This window comes from Streptomyces sp. CAI-85 (assembly GCF_013363615.1).
Taxonomy (GTDB): domain Bacteria; phylum Actinomycetota; class Actinomycetes; order Streptomycetales; family Streptomycetaceae; genus Streptomyces; species Streptomyces antibioticus_B.
This window is the reverse complement of the sequence record NZ_JAANNX010000002.1, coordinates 84,082-101,581: the sequence shown is the minus strand read 5'-3', so window position 1 is coordinate 101,581 and position 17,500 is coordinate 84,082. Positions and strand designations below refer to the sequence as shown.

Below are 17,500 nucleotides of genomic sequence, written 5' to 3'. Positions count from 1 at the left end.
GGCTATCCAGAGTAACACGGAAACTGCCGTTCCTGAATGGCGTTTTCGCAGGTCAGGGCATATCTCGGGGCTTGACAACAGCGACAGGGACGTGCTTCGAAGGGCTCGCGGAAGCAGGTATTCGCAGGTCGGAGGCGCTCTTCGAGGGGGGTGAAACGCGTACGTTACACGCATCCGGAGGCGGGGCCGAACGGTCGAACGTCCACATATGTCCGCTTCCAGGTGTGCGACTTCCGCTACTCCGTTCGGCGGCCCCTGGCCTGATACCGATCGTTTCCGGAATTGATCATCGGCCCTTCGCTCGCGCCCGTGATCAATTTCCGGGACGGCCCCGCATTCCTTCACGGAAAATCCGTGAACCGGCCTCCGCGGCGGTTATCCGAATGACGGACGAGCCGCGCCACGGCACAAGAGCCGGAGTGAAACGGAAGTGACTCACGAGTCACTTGTGGGTGAACGAGGTGGTCCGGAAGAGCGGGGGACAGCGGTGCACCGGGGAGCCCGGAAGGCGCTAGAGGCGGGTCGGGTGCGGCCCCGTGGGAACGGCTCGGTAACCTAAGGCCGCTGACAGACCCTTAGGGCGGCTTTATCACCAGGTGAGCTGCCCCTGTGCGTTCAAGGAGATGCCGCCGCCGTGAGCAGCAGCCTTCGACGCGGCGCCCTCGCCGCATCCGCCCTCGCGTTCTCGATCGCCACGCTCGCCGCCTGCGGCGCCGGCAACAACAGCCAGACCTTGGAGATCAAGCCGGACAACGCCGCGACCAGCGTCGGCGTCATCAAGGTGCAGAACGCCGTCGTGATCACCCAGCCGGCCCCCGAGGGCAGCGGCCCGGTCGCCGTCTCGGCCACCCTCTTCAACGGCGGTGACACCGACCAGACGGTGGAGTCGATCGAGGTCGAGGGCCTCGGCACCGCCAAGCTCACCCCCGCCGGGGGCAAGGGCAAGGTGACCGTCCCGGCCTTCGGCTCCCTCGTCATCGGCGGCGACGGCAACGCCTCCGCCGTCCTGGAGAGCCCCGGCGAGGACTCCCTCGACGGCAACGCCCAGAAGACCACCTTCACCTTCAGCGAGACGGGCGCGGTGACCCTGCGCGCCTTCGTCGTCCCCGCCGAGAGCTACTTCTCGAGCTGGGGCCCCAGCGACATCCCCTCGGCGCCGCAGCCGAAGCCGTCCGAGAGCGCGAGCGCCCCGGCCGGGTCCACCGAGTCCCCGGCGGCCGGCGAGAGCGCCGAGGCGAGCCCGTCGGACACGGCGTCGGCCCCGGCGGCGGGCGCGGAGGCCGGTACCGAGGGCACGGAGGAGGGCTCGGGTCACTGACCCGGCCCGACGGCAGCGGAAAGGGCGGCACCCCTCACGGGATGCCGCCCTTTCCTCACATACGGCCTACGGCTCGAACTTGTACCCCAGCCCCCGCACCGTCACCAGATACCGCGGCGCGCCCGGGTCCGGCTCGATCTTGGCGCGCAGCCGCTTGACGTGGACGTCGAGGGTCTTGGTGTCGCCCACGTAGTCGGCGCCCCAGACCCGGTCGATGAGCTGCATCCGGGTCAGCACCCGCCCGGCGTTGCGCAGCAGCATCTCCAGCAGGTCGAACTCCTTCAGCGGGAGGTCGACCTTGGAGCCGGAGACCGTCACCACGTGCCGGTCGACGTCCATCCGCACCGGCCCCGCCTCCAGGGCCGCCGGGGTCACCTCCTCCGGCTCGCCGCGGCGGCGCAGGACGGCCCGGATGCGGGCGACCAGCTCGCGGGAGGAGAAGGGCTTGGTGACGTAGTCGTCAGCTCCTATCTCCAGCCCGACGACCTTGTCGATCTCGCTGTCCTTGGCGGTCACCATGATCACGGGGACGTTGGAGCGGCCGCGCAGTTGGCGGCACACCTCGGTGCCGGGCAGCCCCGGCAGCATCAGGTCGAGGAGGACGAGGTCGGCGCCGTTGCGCTCGAACTCGTCGAGGCCGTCGGGCCCGGTGGCCGCCACGGCGACCTCGAAGCCCTCCTTGCGGAGCATGTACGACAGGGCGTCGGAGAAGGACTCCTCGTCCTCGACGACGAGCACACGGGTCACGGAAGGACCTCCGGGGCGGAAAGCGTCTGGTACGCGGTTGACTCGGGGGGTGTCTGGGCGGACGGCCCGTCCTCTTCGTCATCGTCGAGGTCGGGGTGCTGGAGTGCCCGGTCGCGGTCGCGGGCGGCGCCCGCCTCCGGCAGCCGCAGCGTGAAGGTGGAGCCCTGTCCCTCGGCGCTCCACACCGTGACCTCCCCGCCGTGCGAGGCGGCCACGTGTTTGACGATCGCCAGCCCGAGGCCCGTACCGCCGGTGGCACGGGAGCGGGCCGGGTCGACGCGGTAGAAGCGCTCGAAGATGCGCTCCTTGTCCTTGTCGGATATGCCGATGCCCTGGTCGGTGACGGCGATCTCGATCAGGTCCCCGCCGGGTGCGGTCACCCGGCGGGCGGCTATCCCGACGCGGGTGCGGGCGGGTGAGTAGTTGACGGCGTTCTCGACCAGGTTGCCGAGGGCCGCGGCGAGCTGGCCGCGGTGGCCCCAGACGCGCAGGTCGGCGGTGCCTCCGGCGGCCATGGTGATCTGCTTGGTGCCGGCCTGGTGCCGGCAGCGGTCGACGGCCTCGGCGACGAGTTCGTCGATGCCCACCGGCTCGGCGTCCTCCAGCGGGTCGTCGTTCTGGACCCGGGAGAGGTCGATCAGTTCCTGCACCAGGTTGGTGAGCCGGGTGGCCTCGATCTGCATCCGGCCGGCGAACCGCTGCACCGCCTCCGGGTCGTCGGAGGCGTCCATGACGGCCTCCGAGAGCAGGGAGAGCGCCCCGACCGGTGTCTTCAGCTCATGGCTGACGTTCGCCACGAAGTCGCGGCGTACGGCCTCGATCCGGCGGGCCTCGGTGAGGTCCTCCACCAGCAGCAGCACCAGCCGGGAGCCCAGCGGGGCCACCCGGGCGGACACGGCGAGGGCCTCGCCGCGCCCGGTGCCGCGCCGGGGGAGGTCCAGCTCGACCTGGCGTATCTCGCCGTCACGACGGGTGTCGCGGGCCATCTGGAGCATCGGCTCCACGGCGAGTTTCCCGCCCCGGACCAGGCCGAGGGCGTACGCCGCCGAGCTGGCCTTGACCACGGCGTCCGCCTCGTCGAGGACGACGGCCGAGGAGCGCAGCACGGACAGGACGGTGTCCACGCCCGGCGGAAGTACCGGGTCCGTGTGCAGGGAGGTGCGGGTGGGGCGGGCCTGGTCGCGCTCGCTCCAGCGGAACGCCAGCATGGCGATGACACCGGTGAGCACCCCGGCGATCGCTGCCGCTGCGGCGACCGCCGCGTTCACGTCCATGCGTCCAGGTTAGGCACGCGATCCGGCCTGGCCACAGCCATCGAGGTGCGACCTCGAACACTCGTCGCCCAGAGTTCACCTGGGAGCCAGTGGTGGTTCATTTGGGGTGACGCAAACCGACGCGTGCGGGGCCGACCGTGGCACCGTGGGGTTCCCGGCCCCCCGGAACTCCGGGATTCACGTGAGAACGACGTACGAGAGGGAAGCCTGATGCGGGACGCGTACCACGAGGAACTTGACTCGATCGGCGACAGCCTGGTGGAGATGGCCCGGCTGGTCGGGTCCGCGATCGGGCGCGCCACGACCGCGATCCTCGACTCCGATCTGAAGCTCGCCGAGAGCGTGATCGAGGCCGACCAGAAGGTCGACGAGCTCCAGCACGACCTGGAGGCCAAGGCCATAGCGCTGCTGGCGCGGCAGCAGCCGGTGGCGACGGATCTGCGGATCGTCGTCACGTCGCTGCGGATGTCCGCCGACCTGGAGCGCTCGGGCGACCTCGCCCAGCACGTGGCGAAGCTGGCGCGGCTGCGCTTCCCGAACCGTGCGGTCCCGCAGGACCTGCACGCCACGATCCTGGAGATGGGCCAGCTCGCGCAGCGCCTGATGGCGAAGGCGGCGGAGTGCATCATCACCAAGGACGTCGATCTCGCGCTCCAGTTGGAGACGGACGACGACGCGATGGACCTGCTGCACCGCACGCTGTTCCAGCACCTGATCGACGAGCGCTGGAAGCACGGCATCGAGACGGCGGTCGACGTCACCCTGCTGGGCCGTTACTACGAGCGGTTCGCCGACCACGCGGTGGCGGTCGCCAAGCGGGTCGTCTTCCTGGTCACGGGCGAGCACGCGGACGAGTTCCAGCCGGACATCCAGCCCGACATCCAGCCGGTGACGGGCACGGGGACGGACGGGGCCTGAGCGCACGGGACTGCTTTCGGGGAGTGCGCGAGCCACTGTGCGCCGTTGATGCGCCGGACGCAGCGGGCATGAAATGGGCACAGGCCCTACGCGTCCGGGAGGAACCCCATGGCCGAGTCCCCCAGTGTTCCCACGCCCGACCCGACCCAGGAACGCCCGACCGAGCAGCCCCCCGAGCCGAGAAGCCTCCCCCTCCTGGCCGCCTGCGGCTGCGGCTCCGGCTGCGGCTGCGGCTGCCAGTCGGGCAACCCTTGCCAGTGCGGCTGACCCTTCCGCCAACCCGGGACCCGGCGCCTTCCGGCACCGGGTCCCGCGGGGTCCCGCCTCACTCGCTCTGGGCGTCGCGCCGGCCGGTCAGGGAGTCGGGGCGCGGGAAATTGCCTTGGGGCCGGGACGCCGACGGCCGTTAAGGTCAGCGGGTGTCTCCGGCTCGTCGTCGACGGGACGGCCTACCGCCGGCGGCTGCGTCGCCGCCCGACCTCGCGGAGTGGGTGATGGCGGACGAGTCCTTCTTGCTGGTGTGCGACGCCGTGCCCCATGAGGTCGTGCTCACGGACCCCGGTGTCGATGTGCTGGGCGTCGTTCAGGTCGTGCGCCGGCTGGCAGGGCTGAGTCTCTGGCACAGCAAGGTCCTGGTGAGGCAGGCTCCTGTCGTGGTCCTCGTCGGCGTGGCCGAGGAGGAGGCGGTGGCAGCCGTGTCGGCTCTGCGGGACGCGGGGGCCCGGGCAGAGGCTCGCGAACAACCAGGGGCCTAGGCATGGCGTCCTCGATCGCGTCGACCGGCCGCCGTTCATGGACCGTTCATGGACCGGTCCCGGCGCTGCCTCGGTCGCTGCCCCGTTGCGCCACCTGGCTGCCCGTCCCCTGACCTCACTCCGCCACAGGGCTGTGTTCCCCTTCCGCAGCGCAGAATCACGCAGCGCAAAGACGACACCTCAACCGACGACAGTCAGCCACGCTGTGCCGTGCGCGTATCGGTCAGAAGGGAGGTTCGAGATCGCCGCGGCCATTGCTGTGCGGCCCCTGGTCCTCGGCCTCCTCGGAGAGAGGCTCTGGGCCGGGCGGATTGTGGCCCCATGCTTGGAGGGCTCTCCACGCGACACGACGGTTGGGGTCGTTGCTGCTGGTGTTCAGGATGCGGCGCGCGTGCACGGCGAGGTGAGCACGGTGCCTGGCGAGCGCGGGGTGTTCGGCGAGGAGGAGCGCGGCGATGACTGCGGCTTCACGCACATCCTCATGGCTGTCATGCAATAAAGGCGCGACGGCCCCGTAGAGCATCGGGCGCAGGTCCCGGAAGGCCGCCACGGTGGTGCTGCGGGTGAGGAAGCCGGGGAAGTACTCCTCGTTGCGGGCGACGACCTCGTCGGAGGCGTCGTGAAGCGTGGCGGCCAGCCAGCCCAACAACGTCGCGCGGATGGGGCTGTCGCGATAAGGCCGTCGCGTCATGGCCGCCGGGTGGGTGAGGATGCCGGCGACGTACATGACGGTGGGGGCGGTGGCTTCGTAAATGGTGTTCTGGTGGCCGACGAGCTCACCCAGCTCCCACAAGGTGGTGACTTGGACCTTGGGGTCGGGCTCCAAAAGTTGCGTCAGAACCTTGGGAAGGTTTTCACCGGACCCGAAAGCCGTCTGGAGCGAACCCCAGTCGGTCTCCGCCAGGACAACCTGGTGGGGCGGCAAGCCAGGCTCGCAGGGCGCCCCTGCATGGGAACGACTGTGGGTCACGGGCCAAACCTAGACCAGACTTCTGACAGCATCCCTTCCAGACCAGTCACGGTCTGCGGTCCTGCCACAGGCCGCTGCTGTACCGCTCAGTCGTTCGATCCTGCCGTATGACGCCCGACCAAGCATCTGAGGCCCCAGAGACGGCTCCAGCACAGCGACAAACCCCCTACCAACGGCAAACCGAAGGCAGGGGGCTTGATCAGTGCGTGTTACTTCTTCTTGCCCTGGGTCTGGCGGGCCCGTTTTCCGCCCCTGGTCAGCGGGCTGCGTACCCCAACTGACCTGCGGTTGGGCCGTCGTTGTTGGTCGTTGTTGGTCGTCGTCGGTCGACCTCGGAGGGCCCAGCGGGGGCCCAGGGAGGGCCCGGCGATGTCGCCACCGGACCTCACTCACGAAGAGGAGCAGCCTCACCAGACGTGCGAGAGCAGCCATCTCTTATGTCTCTACCGTGGGTGATCAACTTCTCTTGCGGCAGCGCCTGTTGTCAGTGGGGGCTGCCAGAATCAGGGCATGACCGCAGCTTCCGTTCCGTTCCAGGAGATCCTGCAGAACCCCGACAACTACTCACACGATGACTTCGCCCGCGCCCGTGCTGAGAAGGTTCTGGCCGTCAGCGCCACCCTTCTACATCAGCGGGGGCACGAGGACATCGCTGCTCTGCTGGCGCAGGCCGAGTTCTGCGACTTGGAGTACCAGGAGGAGGACTGGGGGAAGTCTTGGTTCGAAGTCGTGCTCGACTTCGACCACCCCCAGCTTGAGCGCTTCACCGAAGAGGTGCAGCAGCGTGCGCTGTCAGCCATGCAAGAGGTCTGCGACCGGGAGAACTTCGGCATCTCGGGGCTGCGAGCACGCGCCATCCTGCCCGAGGTGGGGGCCAACTGGCGGGAGCAATTGGCGGCCGGTGGCAAAGCGCGCCCTTCCAACCACGCCCGCAAGGTGCGGATTGGGCCAGCTCACCCGCAAGCTGACGGTCTGCACCTCACAAACGAGTGGGAGTGGCGTGTCTACGCTGTCCTGCGCGAGCGACAGCAGGAACTCCCAGACAACGACACCATAGGAATCGTCCCTCTCAGCGCGATGAAGGTGCGTGATCACGTTTTCGAGCCGGACCTGCTGGTCACCTACAGGGGATACGTAGGAGTGATCGAGGTTGACGGGCCGCATCACAAGGGCCGTAGCTCTGACGACAAGAGCAGGGAACGGCTTCTTCGGCACGCAGGGGTCAAGTACATCGACCGCATCGACGTCCGCGACGCAAGCGCGAAGGAGGAGGTCGAGAAGTTCGTCACCGACTTCCTCCGCCACCTCATCGGGTAGGCCGGGCAGCCGTGCGACTCCTGTTTAAGCCGCGAACGGGAGTCGCGCGGGCGCGGGCGTACGGTCCGTGAACCCGTGGTCTGCCGGCCGTGCGGCTCGCTGAGCAAGCCAGCCTGAGACACGTGGTCCGCCGTTCACCGCAGTGCCCTCCCGGACCGTACGGACGTACGTGAAGCCTTGGGCGAGGTAGTACCGCTGGAGCGCCCCGTTCGTCGTCCACGCGTCCAGCCGAACCCATCGGGCGCCCGCACGGTACGCACGTTCACCTGCCCAGTCGAGCAACCTGCCGCCTATGTTCTGGCCGGCGTACTCCCGCGCAACAGTGAGTTTGTTGACGAACATCGCCGGTTCGGCCAGTTCCTCGTCAGTCCACAGCCCGTCTTCGGCGTCTGGGGTCAGGGTGATGGTGCCGACAGTAGTGTGCCCGTCGCGGAGCATGAACACGGTGCCCGCTTCGATCGTGGCCAGCAGCTTGTCAGCCGGGTACGGACGGCTCCACTGATCAGATCCGAGACCGCGCAGCCAAGCTGCGGCTTCCTCACGGAAGGCCAACAGCTTGGATACGTCGTGCGGCTCTGCGGGGGTGATGATCACGTGTCTTCGCTCCGGGCGGCTAGGTTGCCGATCTCGTAGTTCATCCGGTTCAGGTCGCCCCGGAACGTCGTGATGGTGCATCGGATGGGACGGTCCACCGAGTAGCCCGTCCGCGTCCAGAGCATCACCGGAACACCCGCTCCGATCTCCAAGAGCCGCGCCTCCTCCGGGGTGGGCATTCGGGCCGCGATCTCGTCGAAGTACCCAACCTGCTCAATGCCTTGAGCAGCCAGGTACCGCGTTGTGCCCTCTTCGATGTCTCCAGGCTCAGCAAGTCGGGGCGACGCGTCGACCAGCCACGACGGATAGTAGGTGGCCTGCGTGGACCAAGGAACGTCGTCCACGTAGCGATGACAAAACCGCAATACCGTCTTCGTACTCTGCTCGACCTTGAGGCGCTCAGCGATCTCCTGCGACGCAGGCAGCATCTCGACACGGAACGTCTGGTGCGGCCGGCGCCCCGCGTTCGTGACGTCCGTGTTGTACGCGTCGCCGTTCTGCGGAAACGTCAGGTTCTCGAAGCGGGACGCGTTGAGCTCGAACACCTCGTGCGACTTGACCTCGTACCCGAGTCCCTGACTGGACGAGATCAGCCCCTCACTGACCAGCAGACTCAGCCCGTTGCGGATGGTGTTCCGCGACGCGTCGAAGCGCTGCTGTAGGTCGTTCTCAGAGGGCAGCCGCGATCCAGGCGCATGGGTGCCGTTGACGATCTCGCGGCGCAGGACGTCGGCCACTTGCCGGTACTTCGGCTGCTTGTTCATGGCCCCATCATGACGCACTCGCGCAACTTGTTGGTACATGCAGCCCCTAACCCCTTGACGCATCACTGTCCGTCAGTGCAGCATCACTGCATCAGCTTGTACCAACAAGCTGAGCAGGTGGTGTAACACCCCCAAGTGTGCCCGTCTGCGCCGAAAACTCAACAGCGTGATCCGCCACAGACACGACGGCCGTGACCATGCCGGCCGAGGTGAGCGGAGACCAGTCGGTCATCTCCCGTCAGGGACACGTGCCGACTCAAAAGAACGGATCTGCCCAAGGGCACGCACGCCGCGCGACGAGACCGGGATGCGATTCCTCGGAGGAGCGGGACTGAGGCACAGATCCATATCGCGCAGTACGGGCCGTCACCTCCCGCAAAAGGTGTCCGGCGCGGCTCAGGCCCGCGCATCTCCGACTTCCGCCGCATCCCTACGGCGGCCGGTTGCCTCCGCTGCACGTCTCGCACGTGCAGCGCTGAGGGGAGCCGGATGTTCCGACTTCAACGGCGCGCGACCCCGGTGCTCGAACACCGGGGCCGCTGTTCGGGCCGTTCCTTCGTGAGAGGAACTAAGACCCATGAAGCACATCGGTGCTGCTCAGGTGGTTGTTACCGCCGACGTTTTCGACCGTGAGCCGACGCTTGCGGAGCTGGACGCGATCGAGCTGGAGTCCCCCGTCATCCTGGCGGAGGTCGAGTTGCTGGACGCGCAGATCAAGACCCTGGACCGTCCCGTGAACGAGATGGACGCCCGCCGGATCCGCCGGGCCCGTCACCGGGTGCTCGCCGCGCGGCGGGACCTGGTCAACCGCACGGCCGGCGTGATGCTGCCGGGGGGTGCGGCGTGACCGGCACCGTCCGTTGCCCGGCCGCTCACCCCGACGACCCGACCGCGTGCGACGGCCCGGCCGTCGTGACCGTGCTGGATCAGTACAACGCCGGCGCGGACGGTTGCGAGCACCACGGTGCCCGGCTGCTGGCGTCGTTGGAGCGGGGCAGGGTCTACGCCCTGCCCGACGCCCCGTCGGGGGCGGCCATCCGCGTGTTCAAAGCCGCTGACGGCATCCCGCCGTTCGCCTGGTACGAGGACGCTCCGCGCACCCAGCCGAACCAGCGCAGCCACGCCGAGAACCGCCGCAAGGGAGGTACGGCATGAACGCCAAGACCGTTCTTCCCGCCGTCGCGATGACGGCGGTGTCCATGGTGCTCACCCTGGCCGTGGTCGTGATGTGGCTGGGCACCGCGATGCCGTGGCCCGTCGCGCTGGTCGTCGGTCTGGGAATCGACGGCGGATGGCTGGCCACCCTCGCCTATGAGCGTCGGTTGGCCGCGCAGGGCGACCACAGCCACGGCGTGACCGCCGTCGGATGGAGCTTCGGCCTGATCGCGACCGGGGTCCTGATCGCCCACGCCCTCACCGCCGAAGAGTCCACCGGGGCGTGGCTGGCCGTCGCGTGGCTCCCCGTCGCGGCCAAGGCCCTGTGGCTGGTGCACGGACTGTGGGAGCGCACCGCCCTGACCCCCGGCGCCCTCGGAGCGATCCGGGGAATCCAGCAAGAGGCCCGCGACGAGGCGGCCGTGGCGCGTGCCCGGCTGCGGGCGGACGCGGCCACCGAGGAGACGCGGCTGACGGCCGTGACGGCGGCCGGCGCGCGCGTCGCACGCGTCCAGGCCAAGACCGCCGCCACCCTCGCCGGGGCGTGGTCGACGCTGGAGACGGCGCGGCAGGGTGAGGACACCGGCAGGGCGCTGACCAGCGTGACGACCCCCGTCACGCCCGGCGTCACACCGGGCGTCACGCCCCGGTGGGAACTGCCGGTCTGGGGGCCCATCGAGCCGGTGTCCTCGCTCGCGCTGGAGTCTGCTCCCGCGCTCACGGACGCTCAGCTTGACGCACTGGTGGACGAGATCCGGCACAGCGAGACGCCCGCCCTGTCCTACCGCGAGATGGCCATCCGCTTCCGCGCGGCCGGCCACTCCGCGTCCGAGGTGCGCTTGCGGGCCGCGTGGAAGCGTGTCGTGGCCTGATGGGTGCGCTGCCGGTGTTCCGGTGGCATCTCGCCCCGGACGGCTACGCCACCCGCCGCCAACTTCGGGCGCGTGGCCTGCGCCCCGGCGGTCAGGACGTGGCCGCTCAGCTCGAACGGCCACGCCGCCGCCGGGGCCCGCTCATCGCCTACCTCTACCGCGTCGACCTGGCCAAGCCGGTACGTCCCATGACCCCCGCCCGGTGGGCGGCACTGGCCAAGGCCAATGCCGCCCGCCGCACCTGCCCCGCCTGCCGACGCGACGCCGGATACGTCATCCCGCCGTCGCTCGGCACGTGCGCGCCCTGCGCCTACCCCGACACCTCCCACTCCCCGAGGAGCGCCTGACCATGGGCAAGCCCGACACCCGCGCCATTGACCGCGAGATCACCAAGACCACGCGCAAGCTGGAAGCCGTCCGCCGGGGCGAGATGTGGCCCCTGAACAGCAGCGAGCGCCGCGCCGTCCTCGGGGCGCTCGCCGGCGGCTCGTACCGGGTCCTGCGCAGCAAGAGCACCACTCGGCAGGAGAACCGGCTGGAGTCCGTCTCGGAGCAGGCGGTCACCCGGCTGACGGCCGAGATCACCGCGCTGCACATCGAGCGTCAGCGGATCGTGCGCGAGTACGCCGCCGCCAGGGCCGCCAAGAAGTCGTCCGGCTGGTGGTGACGCCCCCGCCGCGCAGCACGTGAGCCACTCGCCGGGACGGCCCGCACCCGTCCCGGCCCCGCACCCTTCCCGCATGCCCTTTCCCGCCCCGCATGGGGGCGTTGAGGAGACGTCACGCATGTCCGAGAACGTCGTTCACCTGCACAAAGACACCACCCCCACCGTGACCACCCTGACCGTGGTCCCCGACCCCGCCCCGTCGGCACTCCCGCTGTGGGTCCGCTCCGGTCGGGCCGTGAAGACGGCCGTCACGCACGAGAACACCAAGACCGCCGCCCGTGCCGTCGCCCGGCACGGCCTGTACGTCGTCGGCGGGGCGCGGATCGTCGGCCGCCGCACGTGGGACGGCAAGACCGCCGCCCGCTACGAGCGGTTCATGCGCGCGGCAGAAGCCGCGGGCGACATGGACGCGGCCATGGAATGGGAGGAGCGGGCCCAGCGCTACCGCGACGCCCGGCACCGCCGCCGTATGGACCTGCTGCACTCGCCCGTCGACGCGGCCAAGGGCGTGGCGGTCACCGCCGGCATGGGCATCGGCTCCCTCGTCGCCCTCGGCGTCGTCATGGCCATAGCGACGAAGGACGTCACCGACGTCGTCACCCCGCTCATGGCCACCGTGGAGTTCATCAACCTCCTGATCACGATCGTTCAGGTGGTGTGGGGGCCGCTGGTCACCCTGGGCCCGTTCCTGGCCCTGCTCGCCCTGTGGGCGGTCGGCAGCAAGCAGCAAGCCGCACCCCAGTGGGCTCTTCCCGCCCACGTCCGCAGCGGCGAGGGGGAGCCGATCACCCCGTCCATCGTGGTCAAGGCCCTGCGCGACCTCGGCGTTCCCGCCCTGCGCAACGCCATCAAGGAGATGGGCGACGCCGGCGCGTCGATGCTGTCCCCGATCGTGATCGCCGGATGCGGTGTCGAGGTCGACGTCACGCTTCCGTCCGGGGTGTCCACGAACGAGGTGCAGAGCAAGCGGCGCAAGCTTGCTGAGAACCTGTCCCGGCACGAGCACGAAGTGTTCATCACCATCCCGCAGGCTGCGCGCACGGTGCGGCTGTGGGTCGCCGACTCCGGCGCCCTGGACGAGCCGATCGGCCCCTCTCCGCTGGTCACCGACGAGACGATGACCGCCAACTACGCCAAGGGCCGCGCACCCTGGGGTCAGGACCTGCGCGGCGACGCCGCCGCCTTGAGCCTGTATCAGCGGCACCTTCTGATCACGGGTCTGTCGAACCAGGGCAAGACCGCCGCCCTGCGCTCCCTCGCTCTGTGGGCGTCGCTGGACAAGCGGGTGGAGTTCCGGATCGCCGACCTCAAGGGCGCCGGGGACTGGGCCATGTTCGACGGTCTGGCCACCGTACTGATCCAGGGGCCGACCGATGAGCACGTGATCGAGGCGACCGAGATGGTCGAGGGCCTGGTCGAGGAGATGAACCGCCGCATCGCGGCGCGTCAGGCCGACCCCACCGTGGTGTTCGACCCGCTGATCGGCATCGTGGACGAGGCGCAGGTGGCGTTCATGTGCCCGGCCGTGGACGACGACAAGCGCCCCTACGGCGGCTCCAAGGCCACCTCCCGCTACTTCATGGCCGTGCGCAAGGTCCACAACCAGGGCCGTGTGGTCGACGTGCTCATGTACGAGGGGACGCAGGACCCCACCGACCAGAACCTGCCCAAGCTCGTCCGCGAGGGCGCCCACACGCGTGCCTCGCTCGCCCTGGGCACCGAAGCGCAAGCCGTCATGGCCCTCGGCGAGAAGGCCGTCAACGGCGGCGCCGCCCCGCACCTGCTCCGCCAAGGCCTGGACAAGGGAACCCTGGTCGTCGCCTCCGACGGCATCGAGATCCCCAAGGGACAGTCGTCCATCACCGTGCGCACGCACTTCATCGGCGACGACGACGCCAAGGCCATCACCGCCCGCGCCAAGGCCCTCCGCGCCGGCGTCACGACCCTGCACGCGGTGAAGCGGGACGAGGAGCGTGACCCGCTCGCCGACATCCTCACCGTCCTCGGCAACGAGAAGCGGGTGTTCACCCAGGACGTCATCAAGCGGCTGTCCGTGCTCAGCGAGGACGCTTACGGCCGCTGGTCGTTCGGCGACCTCACCCGCGTCCTGGACGCGGCCGGCATCGAGCCGAAGAAGTCCCACGGCCGCATGGTCGTCCGCGCCGAAGACGTCACCCGCGCCCTCGCCGACCGCGACGCCGAGGGTTCCGCTTCCGCCGCCGAGTAGCGGGGAGGCGCACCCTCCCGACGCGGGGAGGCGGGGAGAACTCCCCAACCGCCTCCCCCACCCGCCTCCCCCACAGTGATCAGCGAAAACACCGTTCCGGGGAGGCGGGGAGGCACCCCAGCTCAGACCCCGAAAACCCCCTCCACAGCGCCCCCGGCAAGGGGTGTCTCTGCCTCCCCAACCGAGCACCGGAAAGGATTCCGCATGTACCCCGAGACCACCCCCAACGCACCAGCCGTACGGACCCCGGAAGTCCACCACCCCACCCCGATCACCCCCGCCGCGCCGTACCCGGCGCCGCTCATTCCCGTCCAGCCGCACACCGTGCCGACGGTCGCAAGCGTCGTCCTCCCCGACGGCCGCGTCGTCACCGGCTACGCCGTCACCCCCATGCAGCCGGAACCGGTCGTCGCCAAGCCGGCCGTCTCACGGGCGGCGGTGAACGTCGCCCTCGGGGGCGTCGGGTTCCTCGCCGTGTGCGGGGGCCTGCTCCTGCTGACCACCTTCATCACGGCCCTGACCGCACTGGTCACCCAGCTCATCACGCTCGCTGCCGTCGTCTTCGGCGGCTGGATCGCCGTGCAGGTGCTCGGCAGCAGCCGACACGGTGCCGGGACGACGGTCAACATCCGCAAGGCCGTCATCAAGCGCAACCGCTTCTACCAGTAGCTACGCCAAGGGCGGCCCCCGTCTCGCCAAAGTCCGGGGCCGCCCTTGCCAACCAGCCAGCAACTGACCTGTTGGAGGTCTCCCAGCATGACGCAACCTGCTCTCTTCCGGCGAGTGCACGGCCGCAGGCCCCGCTTACTGGATCTGTTCTGCTGCCAGGGCGGCGCGGCCAAGGGCTATGCCGACGCCGGGTTCGAGGTGACCGGCGTCGACAAGGACCCCCAGCCCCGCTACCCGTACCGGCTCATCCAGGCAGACGCCATCGCGTTCGTCCTGGAACACGGCGCCGCGTTCGACTTCATCCACGCCTCTCCGCCGTGCCAGCACGACACCGAATGCCAGCGCATCCAGGGCAACGACCACCCCGACCTGATCGCCCCTACCCGTGCCGCGCTGGAGACGACCGGGCGGCCGTGGGTTATGGAGAACGTCCGGGGTGCGGTCCCGAAGCTGCGTGAGCCGGTGATGCTGTGCGGGCAGATGTTCGCCCTGGAGAACTACCGCCACCGGTTCTTCGAGACCGGCGGAGGCTTCACCCTCGACCAGCCCGGCCACCCCGCGCACCTGGTGCCGCAGGCCAAGATGGGGCGCCCCGTCCCGCCCGGGCACTACGGGCAGTTCGTCGGCAATTTCTCCGGGGTCCCCCTCGCCCGCAGGGTGCTCGGAGTGCCGTGGATGAACCGCGACGGCATCCGCGAGTGCATCCCGCCCGCCTACGCCGAACACATCGGCCACGTCGCCCTCGACCACCTCACCCCGTCCGGGCTGGAGGTGGCCGCGTGACCGCCGCCCCGAACCTGCTCGACACCGCGCTCATGCTGGCCTCACACGGCATCCCGCCCCTGCCCCTGCGGGCGGGGAAGGTGCCGTTCGGCAACTGCCCGGACTGCACCAGCAACGCGTGCGGCGGACGGCCGAACATGAAGACCCCCGGCCCGTGCCGGTGCCCCGGCGTCTGCCACGCGTGGGCCGCCGCCACCACCAACCCGCACATCCTCACCTCCCCACCGTGGGCCACGGCGTGGCGTCGGGCCGCCGCCGTCGCGTACCACCCCGGCGGCGCCGGCGTGACCGTCGTTGACCTGGACGACGCGGCGGCCGTCGCCTGGGCCCGCGCCACCCTGCCCGCCACGCTCACCGTGCCGACGACGCGGGGGGAGCACTGGATCTACCAGGGCGCCATGCGGTCCGTGAACGCCGTCCGCCCCGGCGTCGACATCAAGTCCCTTATGGCGTACGCCCGTTGGCTCGGCGGGGGCACGGGCGCCAGGGCCCCTCTCCCGGACGCTGTGCGTGCGCTGGCAGTAAAGGAGCCGTCCACGGCTCGCAGGGCGTCACAGAGCCTCACAGTGCCTCTGAGTGGTCACGGGGGCGAGTGCAGGCACCGCACGCCTACCTATCTGGACCGGGGGATCGCCATGGCCGAGCAACGCATCACCGAAGCCTCCAGCGCGGTGCACGCCACCGTGTACCGCACGTTCCTTGCCGTGCTGTCCACGCACGGCCGGTGCGGCTGTCTCACGGATGCCCATGTCGCGCGGCTGTTCACCGCCGCACAGGCCAAGGGCGAATCGCCCCGGCACTGCACCGATGCGTGGACCAACGCCCTGACCACGTTGGGACTGTGACCATGGCCGACGACGAGAAGAACCCTGCCCGCGAGATCATCACCGACTACGCACAGGCGCACTTCCGCTACTTCCGCACCGCCGACGGCACCGTGTACGCGCAGCGCACCGGCCACCCCGTCGCCCGCCCGATCCGCTCGCAGGGCACGACGGGAAGCCACCGGCAGGAACTCATGGTCGGCCTGTTCAGGGACGGTCTTGGCGTGTTCAACGGGACCGCGCTCAAGGAGGCACTGGACTTGATCGAAGCACTCGCGCTCACCGAGGAGGTGCAGCCCGTGCACATCCGCGTGGCCCCGGGGTTCGACGGGGCGACGTGGCTGGACCTGGGCCGCGCCGACGGGCAGTCTGTCCGAATCCACCCCACCGGCTGGGACATCGCCGTCCCGGACCCGCGTGAGGTGTGTTGGCGGCGCACCCAACTCACGGGCGAACTGCCGCTGCCGGTCAAGAACACGGACGGTAAGGGCATCGATCTGCTGCTGCGTCTGTGCAACTTCGCCAACGCCGAGACGGAGTGTCTGGCCATCGCGTGGCTGGTCGGGTGTCTCGGGCCGTCCGTGCCCGTCCCCGCCCCGTTCCTCACCGGGCCACAGGGCGCCGGCAAGTCCACCGGCGGCCGGATGCTCGTACGGATCATCGAGGGCATGACCGGGGACCTGCGCCGCGCCCCGAAGGACGAGGAGAACCTGCTCGCAGCCGTGGCGGCCGGATGGGTCACCGCCCTGGACAACCTCTCCCACATGAGCCCGGACCTATCCGACGCCATGTGCTGCATCGTCACCGGAGCCGAGAACGTCAAGCGCGCCCTGTTCACCGACGGGGACGTCTTCCGCGTCGGCTACCGCCGCCCCCTGCTCCTGACCGGCATCGACGTGGGCGTAATCCGCCCCGACCTCGCCGAACGGCTGCTGCCGCTGCGGTTGGAGCGGCCCCGGGTGCGGCGCACCGAGGATGAGCTGTGGACGGAGTACGCGGAAGTGCTGCCGGTCGTCCTCGGCTCGCTCCTGGACCTCACCGTCAAGGTCCGCGCGGCGGAGGCGGAGACCCCGACCGACCTGCGGATGGCCGACTTCGCGCACCTGTGCGCGCAGCTCGACGCGGCCACCGGGCTCGGAGCGCTCGCCGCCTACCGGGCCAGCCTGGACGACCTCAACGACGACGTCATCGAAGGTGACCTGCTGGCACAGACCGTGTTGCAGCACGCCGCCACTCTCGACGCGGGGGCGGAACAGCGGATGACGTCGACGGAGTGGCTGCACTGCCTCAGCCGCGTCTACACCGGCGAGGACTTCCGCCCCCTGCCCAAGGGCTGGCCGACCACGGGCAAAGTGCTCTCCGACCGCCTCAAGCGGCTACAGCCGACCCTCGCCGCCCGTGGCGTCCTCATCGACTCGGGCCGCACCCGAGAAGGCCGCTTCATCCTGATGACCCGCTCAACGGCCGCGCCCCCGCACGAACAGCAGGCGTTCTGACCCGCGCCGCCCGTACGAGCAAGAGGAGCACCACCGGGCATGCGTGCTCCTCTTGCTGTTCGGCGGCACCGCCGCCCTGCGATGAACGCGCCGCGAAGCGGCTCCGCATTCACTCCCTGACGCGCCACACCACCACAGACACCCCCCTCT

At 69.8% G+C, this 17,500-nt stretch carries 19 protein-coding genes; 14 read left to right on the top strand and 5 right to left on the bottom strand.

Translation table 11 applies throughout. From position 1 onward, the window contains the following. Positions 1 to 634: 634 nt before the first annotated feature. Positions 635 to 1,318, top strand: a complete 684-nt coding sequence (locus tag G6W55_RS03370; protein WP_175519270.1) for a DUF461 domain-containing protein — start codon at positions 635 to 637, stop codon at positions 1,316 to 1,318. Between the two features lie 66 nt (positions 1,319 to 1,384). Here the strand turns inward: G6W55_RS03370 and G6W55_RS03365 are convergent, their stop codons facing one another. Together G6W55_RS03365 and G6W55_RS03360 are read right to left on the bottom strand one after the other, a co-directional pair. Then, positions 1,385 to 2,065 (bottom strand): response regulator transcription factor, encoded by a 681-nt coding sequence (locus G6W55_RS03365; RefSeq protein ID WP_010358452.1) that lies wholly within the window; start codon positions 2,063 to 2,065, stop codon positions 1,385 to 1,387. Further along, positions 2,062 to 3,339, bottom strand: a complete 1,278-nt coding sequence (locus tag G6W55_RS03360) for a cell wall metabolism sensor histidine kinase WalK (protein ID WP_175519269.1) — start codon at positions 3,337 to 3,339, stop codon at positions 2,062 to 2,064. Before G6W55_RS03360 ends, G6W55_RS03365 begins: the two co-directional genes overlap by 4 nt. 210 nt (positions 3,340 to 3,549) lie before the next feature. On the opposite strand from G6W55_RS03360, the gene phoU reads away from it, so the two are divergent. Beyond that, positions 3,550 to 4,257: a phosphate signaling complex protein PhoU gene (gene phoU / locus G6W55_RS03355; RefSeq protein ID WP_175519268.1), complete on the top strand. Its 708-nt coding sequence runs from the start codon at positions 3,550 to 3,552 to the stop codon at positions 4,255 to 4,257. A 494-nt stretch (positions 4,258 to 4,751) separates the two neighbouring features. Next, positions 4,752 to 5,012, top strand: coding sequence for a ribosomal protein L7/L12 (locus tag G6W55_RS03350; RefSeq protein ID WP_175519267.1), 261 nt, complete (start codon positions 4,752 to 4,754; stop codon positions 5,010 to 5,012). A gap of 223 nt (positions 5,013 to 5,235) precedes the next feature. Here the strand turns inward: G6W55_RS03350 and G6W55_RS03345 are convergent, their stop codons facing one another. Beyond that, positions 5,236 to 5,982, bottom strand: a complete 747-nt coding sequence (locus tag G6W55_RS03345; protein ID WP_175519266.1) for a hypothetical protein — start codon at positions 5,980 to 5,982, stop codon at positions 5,236 to 5,238. Between the two features lie 510 nt (positions 5,983 to 6,492). Here G6W55_RS03345 and G6W55_RS03340 point away from each other — a divergent pair. Further along, the gene (locus G6W55_RS03340; RefSeq protein WP_175519265.1) at positions 6,493 to 7,299 is read left to right on the top strand and encodes a hypothetical protein; all 807 of its coding nucleotides are present in this window, start codon (positions 6,493 to 6,495) and stop codon (positions 7,297 to 7,299) included. A gap of 24 nt (positions 7,300 to 7,323) precedes the next feature. On the opposite strand, the gene G6W55_RS03335 is transcribed toward G6W55_RS03340, so the two are convergent. Both G6W55_RS03335 and G6W55_RS03330 read right to left on the bottom strand, forming a co-directional pair. Further along, positions 7,324 to 7,893 (bottom strand): GNAT family N-acetyltransferase, encoded by a 570-nt coding sequence (locus G6W55_RS03335; RefSeq protein ID WP_175519264.1) that lies wholly within the window; start codon positions 7,891 to 7,893, stop codon positions 7,324 to 7,326. Next, a complete protein-coding gene (locus G6W55_RS03330; protein WP_175519263.1) occupies positions 7,890 to 8,657 on the bottom strand; it encodes a GntR family transcriptional regulator in 768 nt (255 codons plus the stop codon). Before G6W55_RS03330 ends, G6W55_RS03335 begins: the two co-directional genes overlap by 4 nt. Before the next feature lie 577 nt (positions 8,658 to 9,234). On the opposite strand from G6W55_RS03330, the gene G6W55_RS03325 reads away from it, so the two are divergent. From G6W55_RS03325 to G6W55_RS03280, 10 genes are all read left to right on the top strand, one after another. Beyond that, positions 9,235 to 9,504, top strand: a complete 270-nt coding sequence (locus G6W55_RS03325) for a DUF6284 family protein (protein ID WP_175519262.1) — start codon at positions 9,235 to 9,237, stop codon at positions 9,502 to 9,504. Beyond that, positions 9,501 to 9,812 (top strand): hypothetical protein, encoded by a 312-nt coding sequence (locus G6W55_RS03320; protein ID WP_175519261.1) that lies wholly within the window; start codon positions 9,501 to 9,503, stop codon positions 9,810 to 9,812. The genes G6W55_RS03325 and G6W55_RS03320 overlap by 4 nt, the downstream gene beginning before the upstream one ends. Then, positions 9,809 to 10,684, top strand: coding sequence for a protein spdB (locus tag G6W55_RS03315; RefSeq protein WP_175519260.1), 876 nt, complete (start codon positions 9,809 to 9,811; stop codon positions 10,682 to 10,684). Before G6W55_RS03320 ends, G6W55_RS03315 begins: the two co-directional genes overlap by 4 nt. Next, positions 10,684 to 11,031: an RRQRL motif-containing zinc-binding protein gene (locus G6W55_RS03310; protein ID WP_175519259.1), complete on the top strand. Its 348-nt coding sequence runs from the start codon at positions 10,684 to 10,686 to the stop codon at positions 11,029 to 11,031. Before G6W55_RS03315 ends, G6W55_RS03310 begins: the two co-directional genes overlap by 1 nt. 2 nt (positions 11,032 to 11,033) lie before the next feature. Beyond that, a complete protein-coding gene (locus G6W55_RS03305; RefSeq protein ID WP_175519258.1) occupies positions 11,034 to 11,351 on the top strand; it encodes a hypothetical protein in 318 nt (105 codons plus the stop codon). A gap of 118 nt (positions 11,352 to 11,469) precedes the next feature. Beyond that, entirely contained in the window at positions 11,470 to 13,578 is a 2,109-nt protein-coding gene (locus G6W55_RS03300) for an ATP-binding protein (protein WP_175519257.1), read from the top strand. Positions 13,579 to 13,782: 204 nt separating this feature from the next. After that, positions 13,783 to 14,247: a hypothetical protein gene (locus G6W55_RS03295; protein WP_175519256.1), complete on the top strand. Its 465-nt coding sequence runs from the start codon at positions 13,783 to 13,785 to the stop codon at positions 14,245 to 14,247. Between the two features lie 87 nt (positions 14,248 to 14,334). Continuing rightward, entirely contained in the window at positions 14,335 to 15,030 is a 696-nt protein-coding gene (locus tag G6W55_RS03290; RefSeq protein WP_175519255.1) for a class I SAM-dependent methyltransferase, read from the top strand. 32 nt (positions 15,031 to 15,062) lie between these two features. Next, positions 15,063 to 15,875 carry a bifunctional DNA primase/polymerase gene (locus tag G6W55_RS03285; RefSeq protein ID WP_175519625.1) on the top strand — a complete coding sequence of 271 codons (813 nt, stop codon included), beginning with the start codon at positions 15,063 to 15,065 and terminating at the stop codon, positions 15,873 to 15,875. 2 nt (positions 15,876 to 15,877) lie between these two features. Continuing rightward, positions 15,878 to 17,350: an ATP-binding protein gene (locus G6W55_RS03280; RefSeq protein ID WP_175519624.1), complete on the top strand. Its 1,473-nt coding sequence runs from the start codon at positions 15,878 to 15,880 to the stop codon at positions 17,348 to 17,350. The last annotated feature ends 150 nt before the right edge of the window (positions 17,351 to 17,500 follow it).

Excerpts from the sequence above, each read along its gene's own strand:
- G6W55_RS03295 (WP_175519256.1), top strand. The coding sequence starts at position 13,783 with ATGTACCCCGAGACCACCCCCAACGCACCAGCCGTACGGACCCCGGAA.
- G6W55_RS03290 (WP_175519255.1), top strand. The coding sequence starts at position 14,335 with ATGACGCAACCTGCTCTCTTCCGGCGAGTGCACGGCCGCAGGCCCCGC.
- G6W55_RS03305 (WP_175519258.1), top strand. The coding sequence starts at position 11,034 with ATGGGCAAGCCCGACACCCGCGCCATTGACCGCGAGATCACCAAGACC.
- G6W55_RS03310 (WP_175519259.1), top strand. The coding sequence starts at position 10,684 with ATGGGTGCGCTGCCGGTGTTCCGGTGGCATCTCGCCCCGGACGGCTAC.
- G6W55_RS03300 (WP_175519257.1), top strand. The coding sequence starts at position 11,470 with ATGTCCGAGAACGTCGTTCACCTGCACAAAGACACCACCCCCACCGTG.
- G6W55_RS03340 (WP_175519265.1), top strand. The coding sequence starts at position 6,493 with ATGACCGCAGCTTCCGTTCCGTTCCAGGAGATCCTGCAGAACCCCGAC.
- G6W55_RS03325 (WP_175519262.1), top strand. The coding sequence starts at position 9,235 with ATGAAGCACATCGGTGCTGCTCAGGTGGTTGTTACCGCCGACGTTTTC.
- G6W55_RS03360 (WP_175519269.1), bottom strand. The coding sequence starts at position 3,339 with ATGGACGTGAACGCGGCGGTCGCCGCAGCGGCAGCGATCGCCGGGGTG.
- G6W55_RS03350 (WP_175519267.1), top strand. The coding sequence starts at position 4,752 with ATGGCGGACGAGTCCTTCTTGCTGGTGTGCGACGCCGTGCCCCATGAG.
- G6W55_RS03280 (WP_175519624.1), top strand. The coding sequence starts at position 15,878 with ATGGCCGACGACGAGAAGAACCCTGCCCGCGAGATCATCACCGACTAC.
- phoU (WP_175519268.1), top strand. The coding sequence starts at position 3,550 with ATGCGGGACGCGTACCACGAGGAACTTGACTCGATCGGCGACAGCCTG.
- G6W55_RS03315 (WP_175519260.1), top strand. The coding sequence starts at position 9,809 with ATGAACGCCAAGACCGTTCTTCCCGCCGTCGCGATGACGGCGGTGTCC.
- G6W55_RS03330 (WP_175519263.1), bottom strand. The coding sequence starts at position 8,657 with ATGAACAAGCAGCCGAAGTACCGGCAAGTGGCCGACGTCCTGCGCCGC.
- G6W55_RS03285 (WP_175519625.1), top strand. The coding sequence starts at position 15,063 with ATGCTGGCCTCACACGGCATCCCGCCCCTGCCCCTGCGGGCGGGGAAG.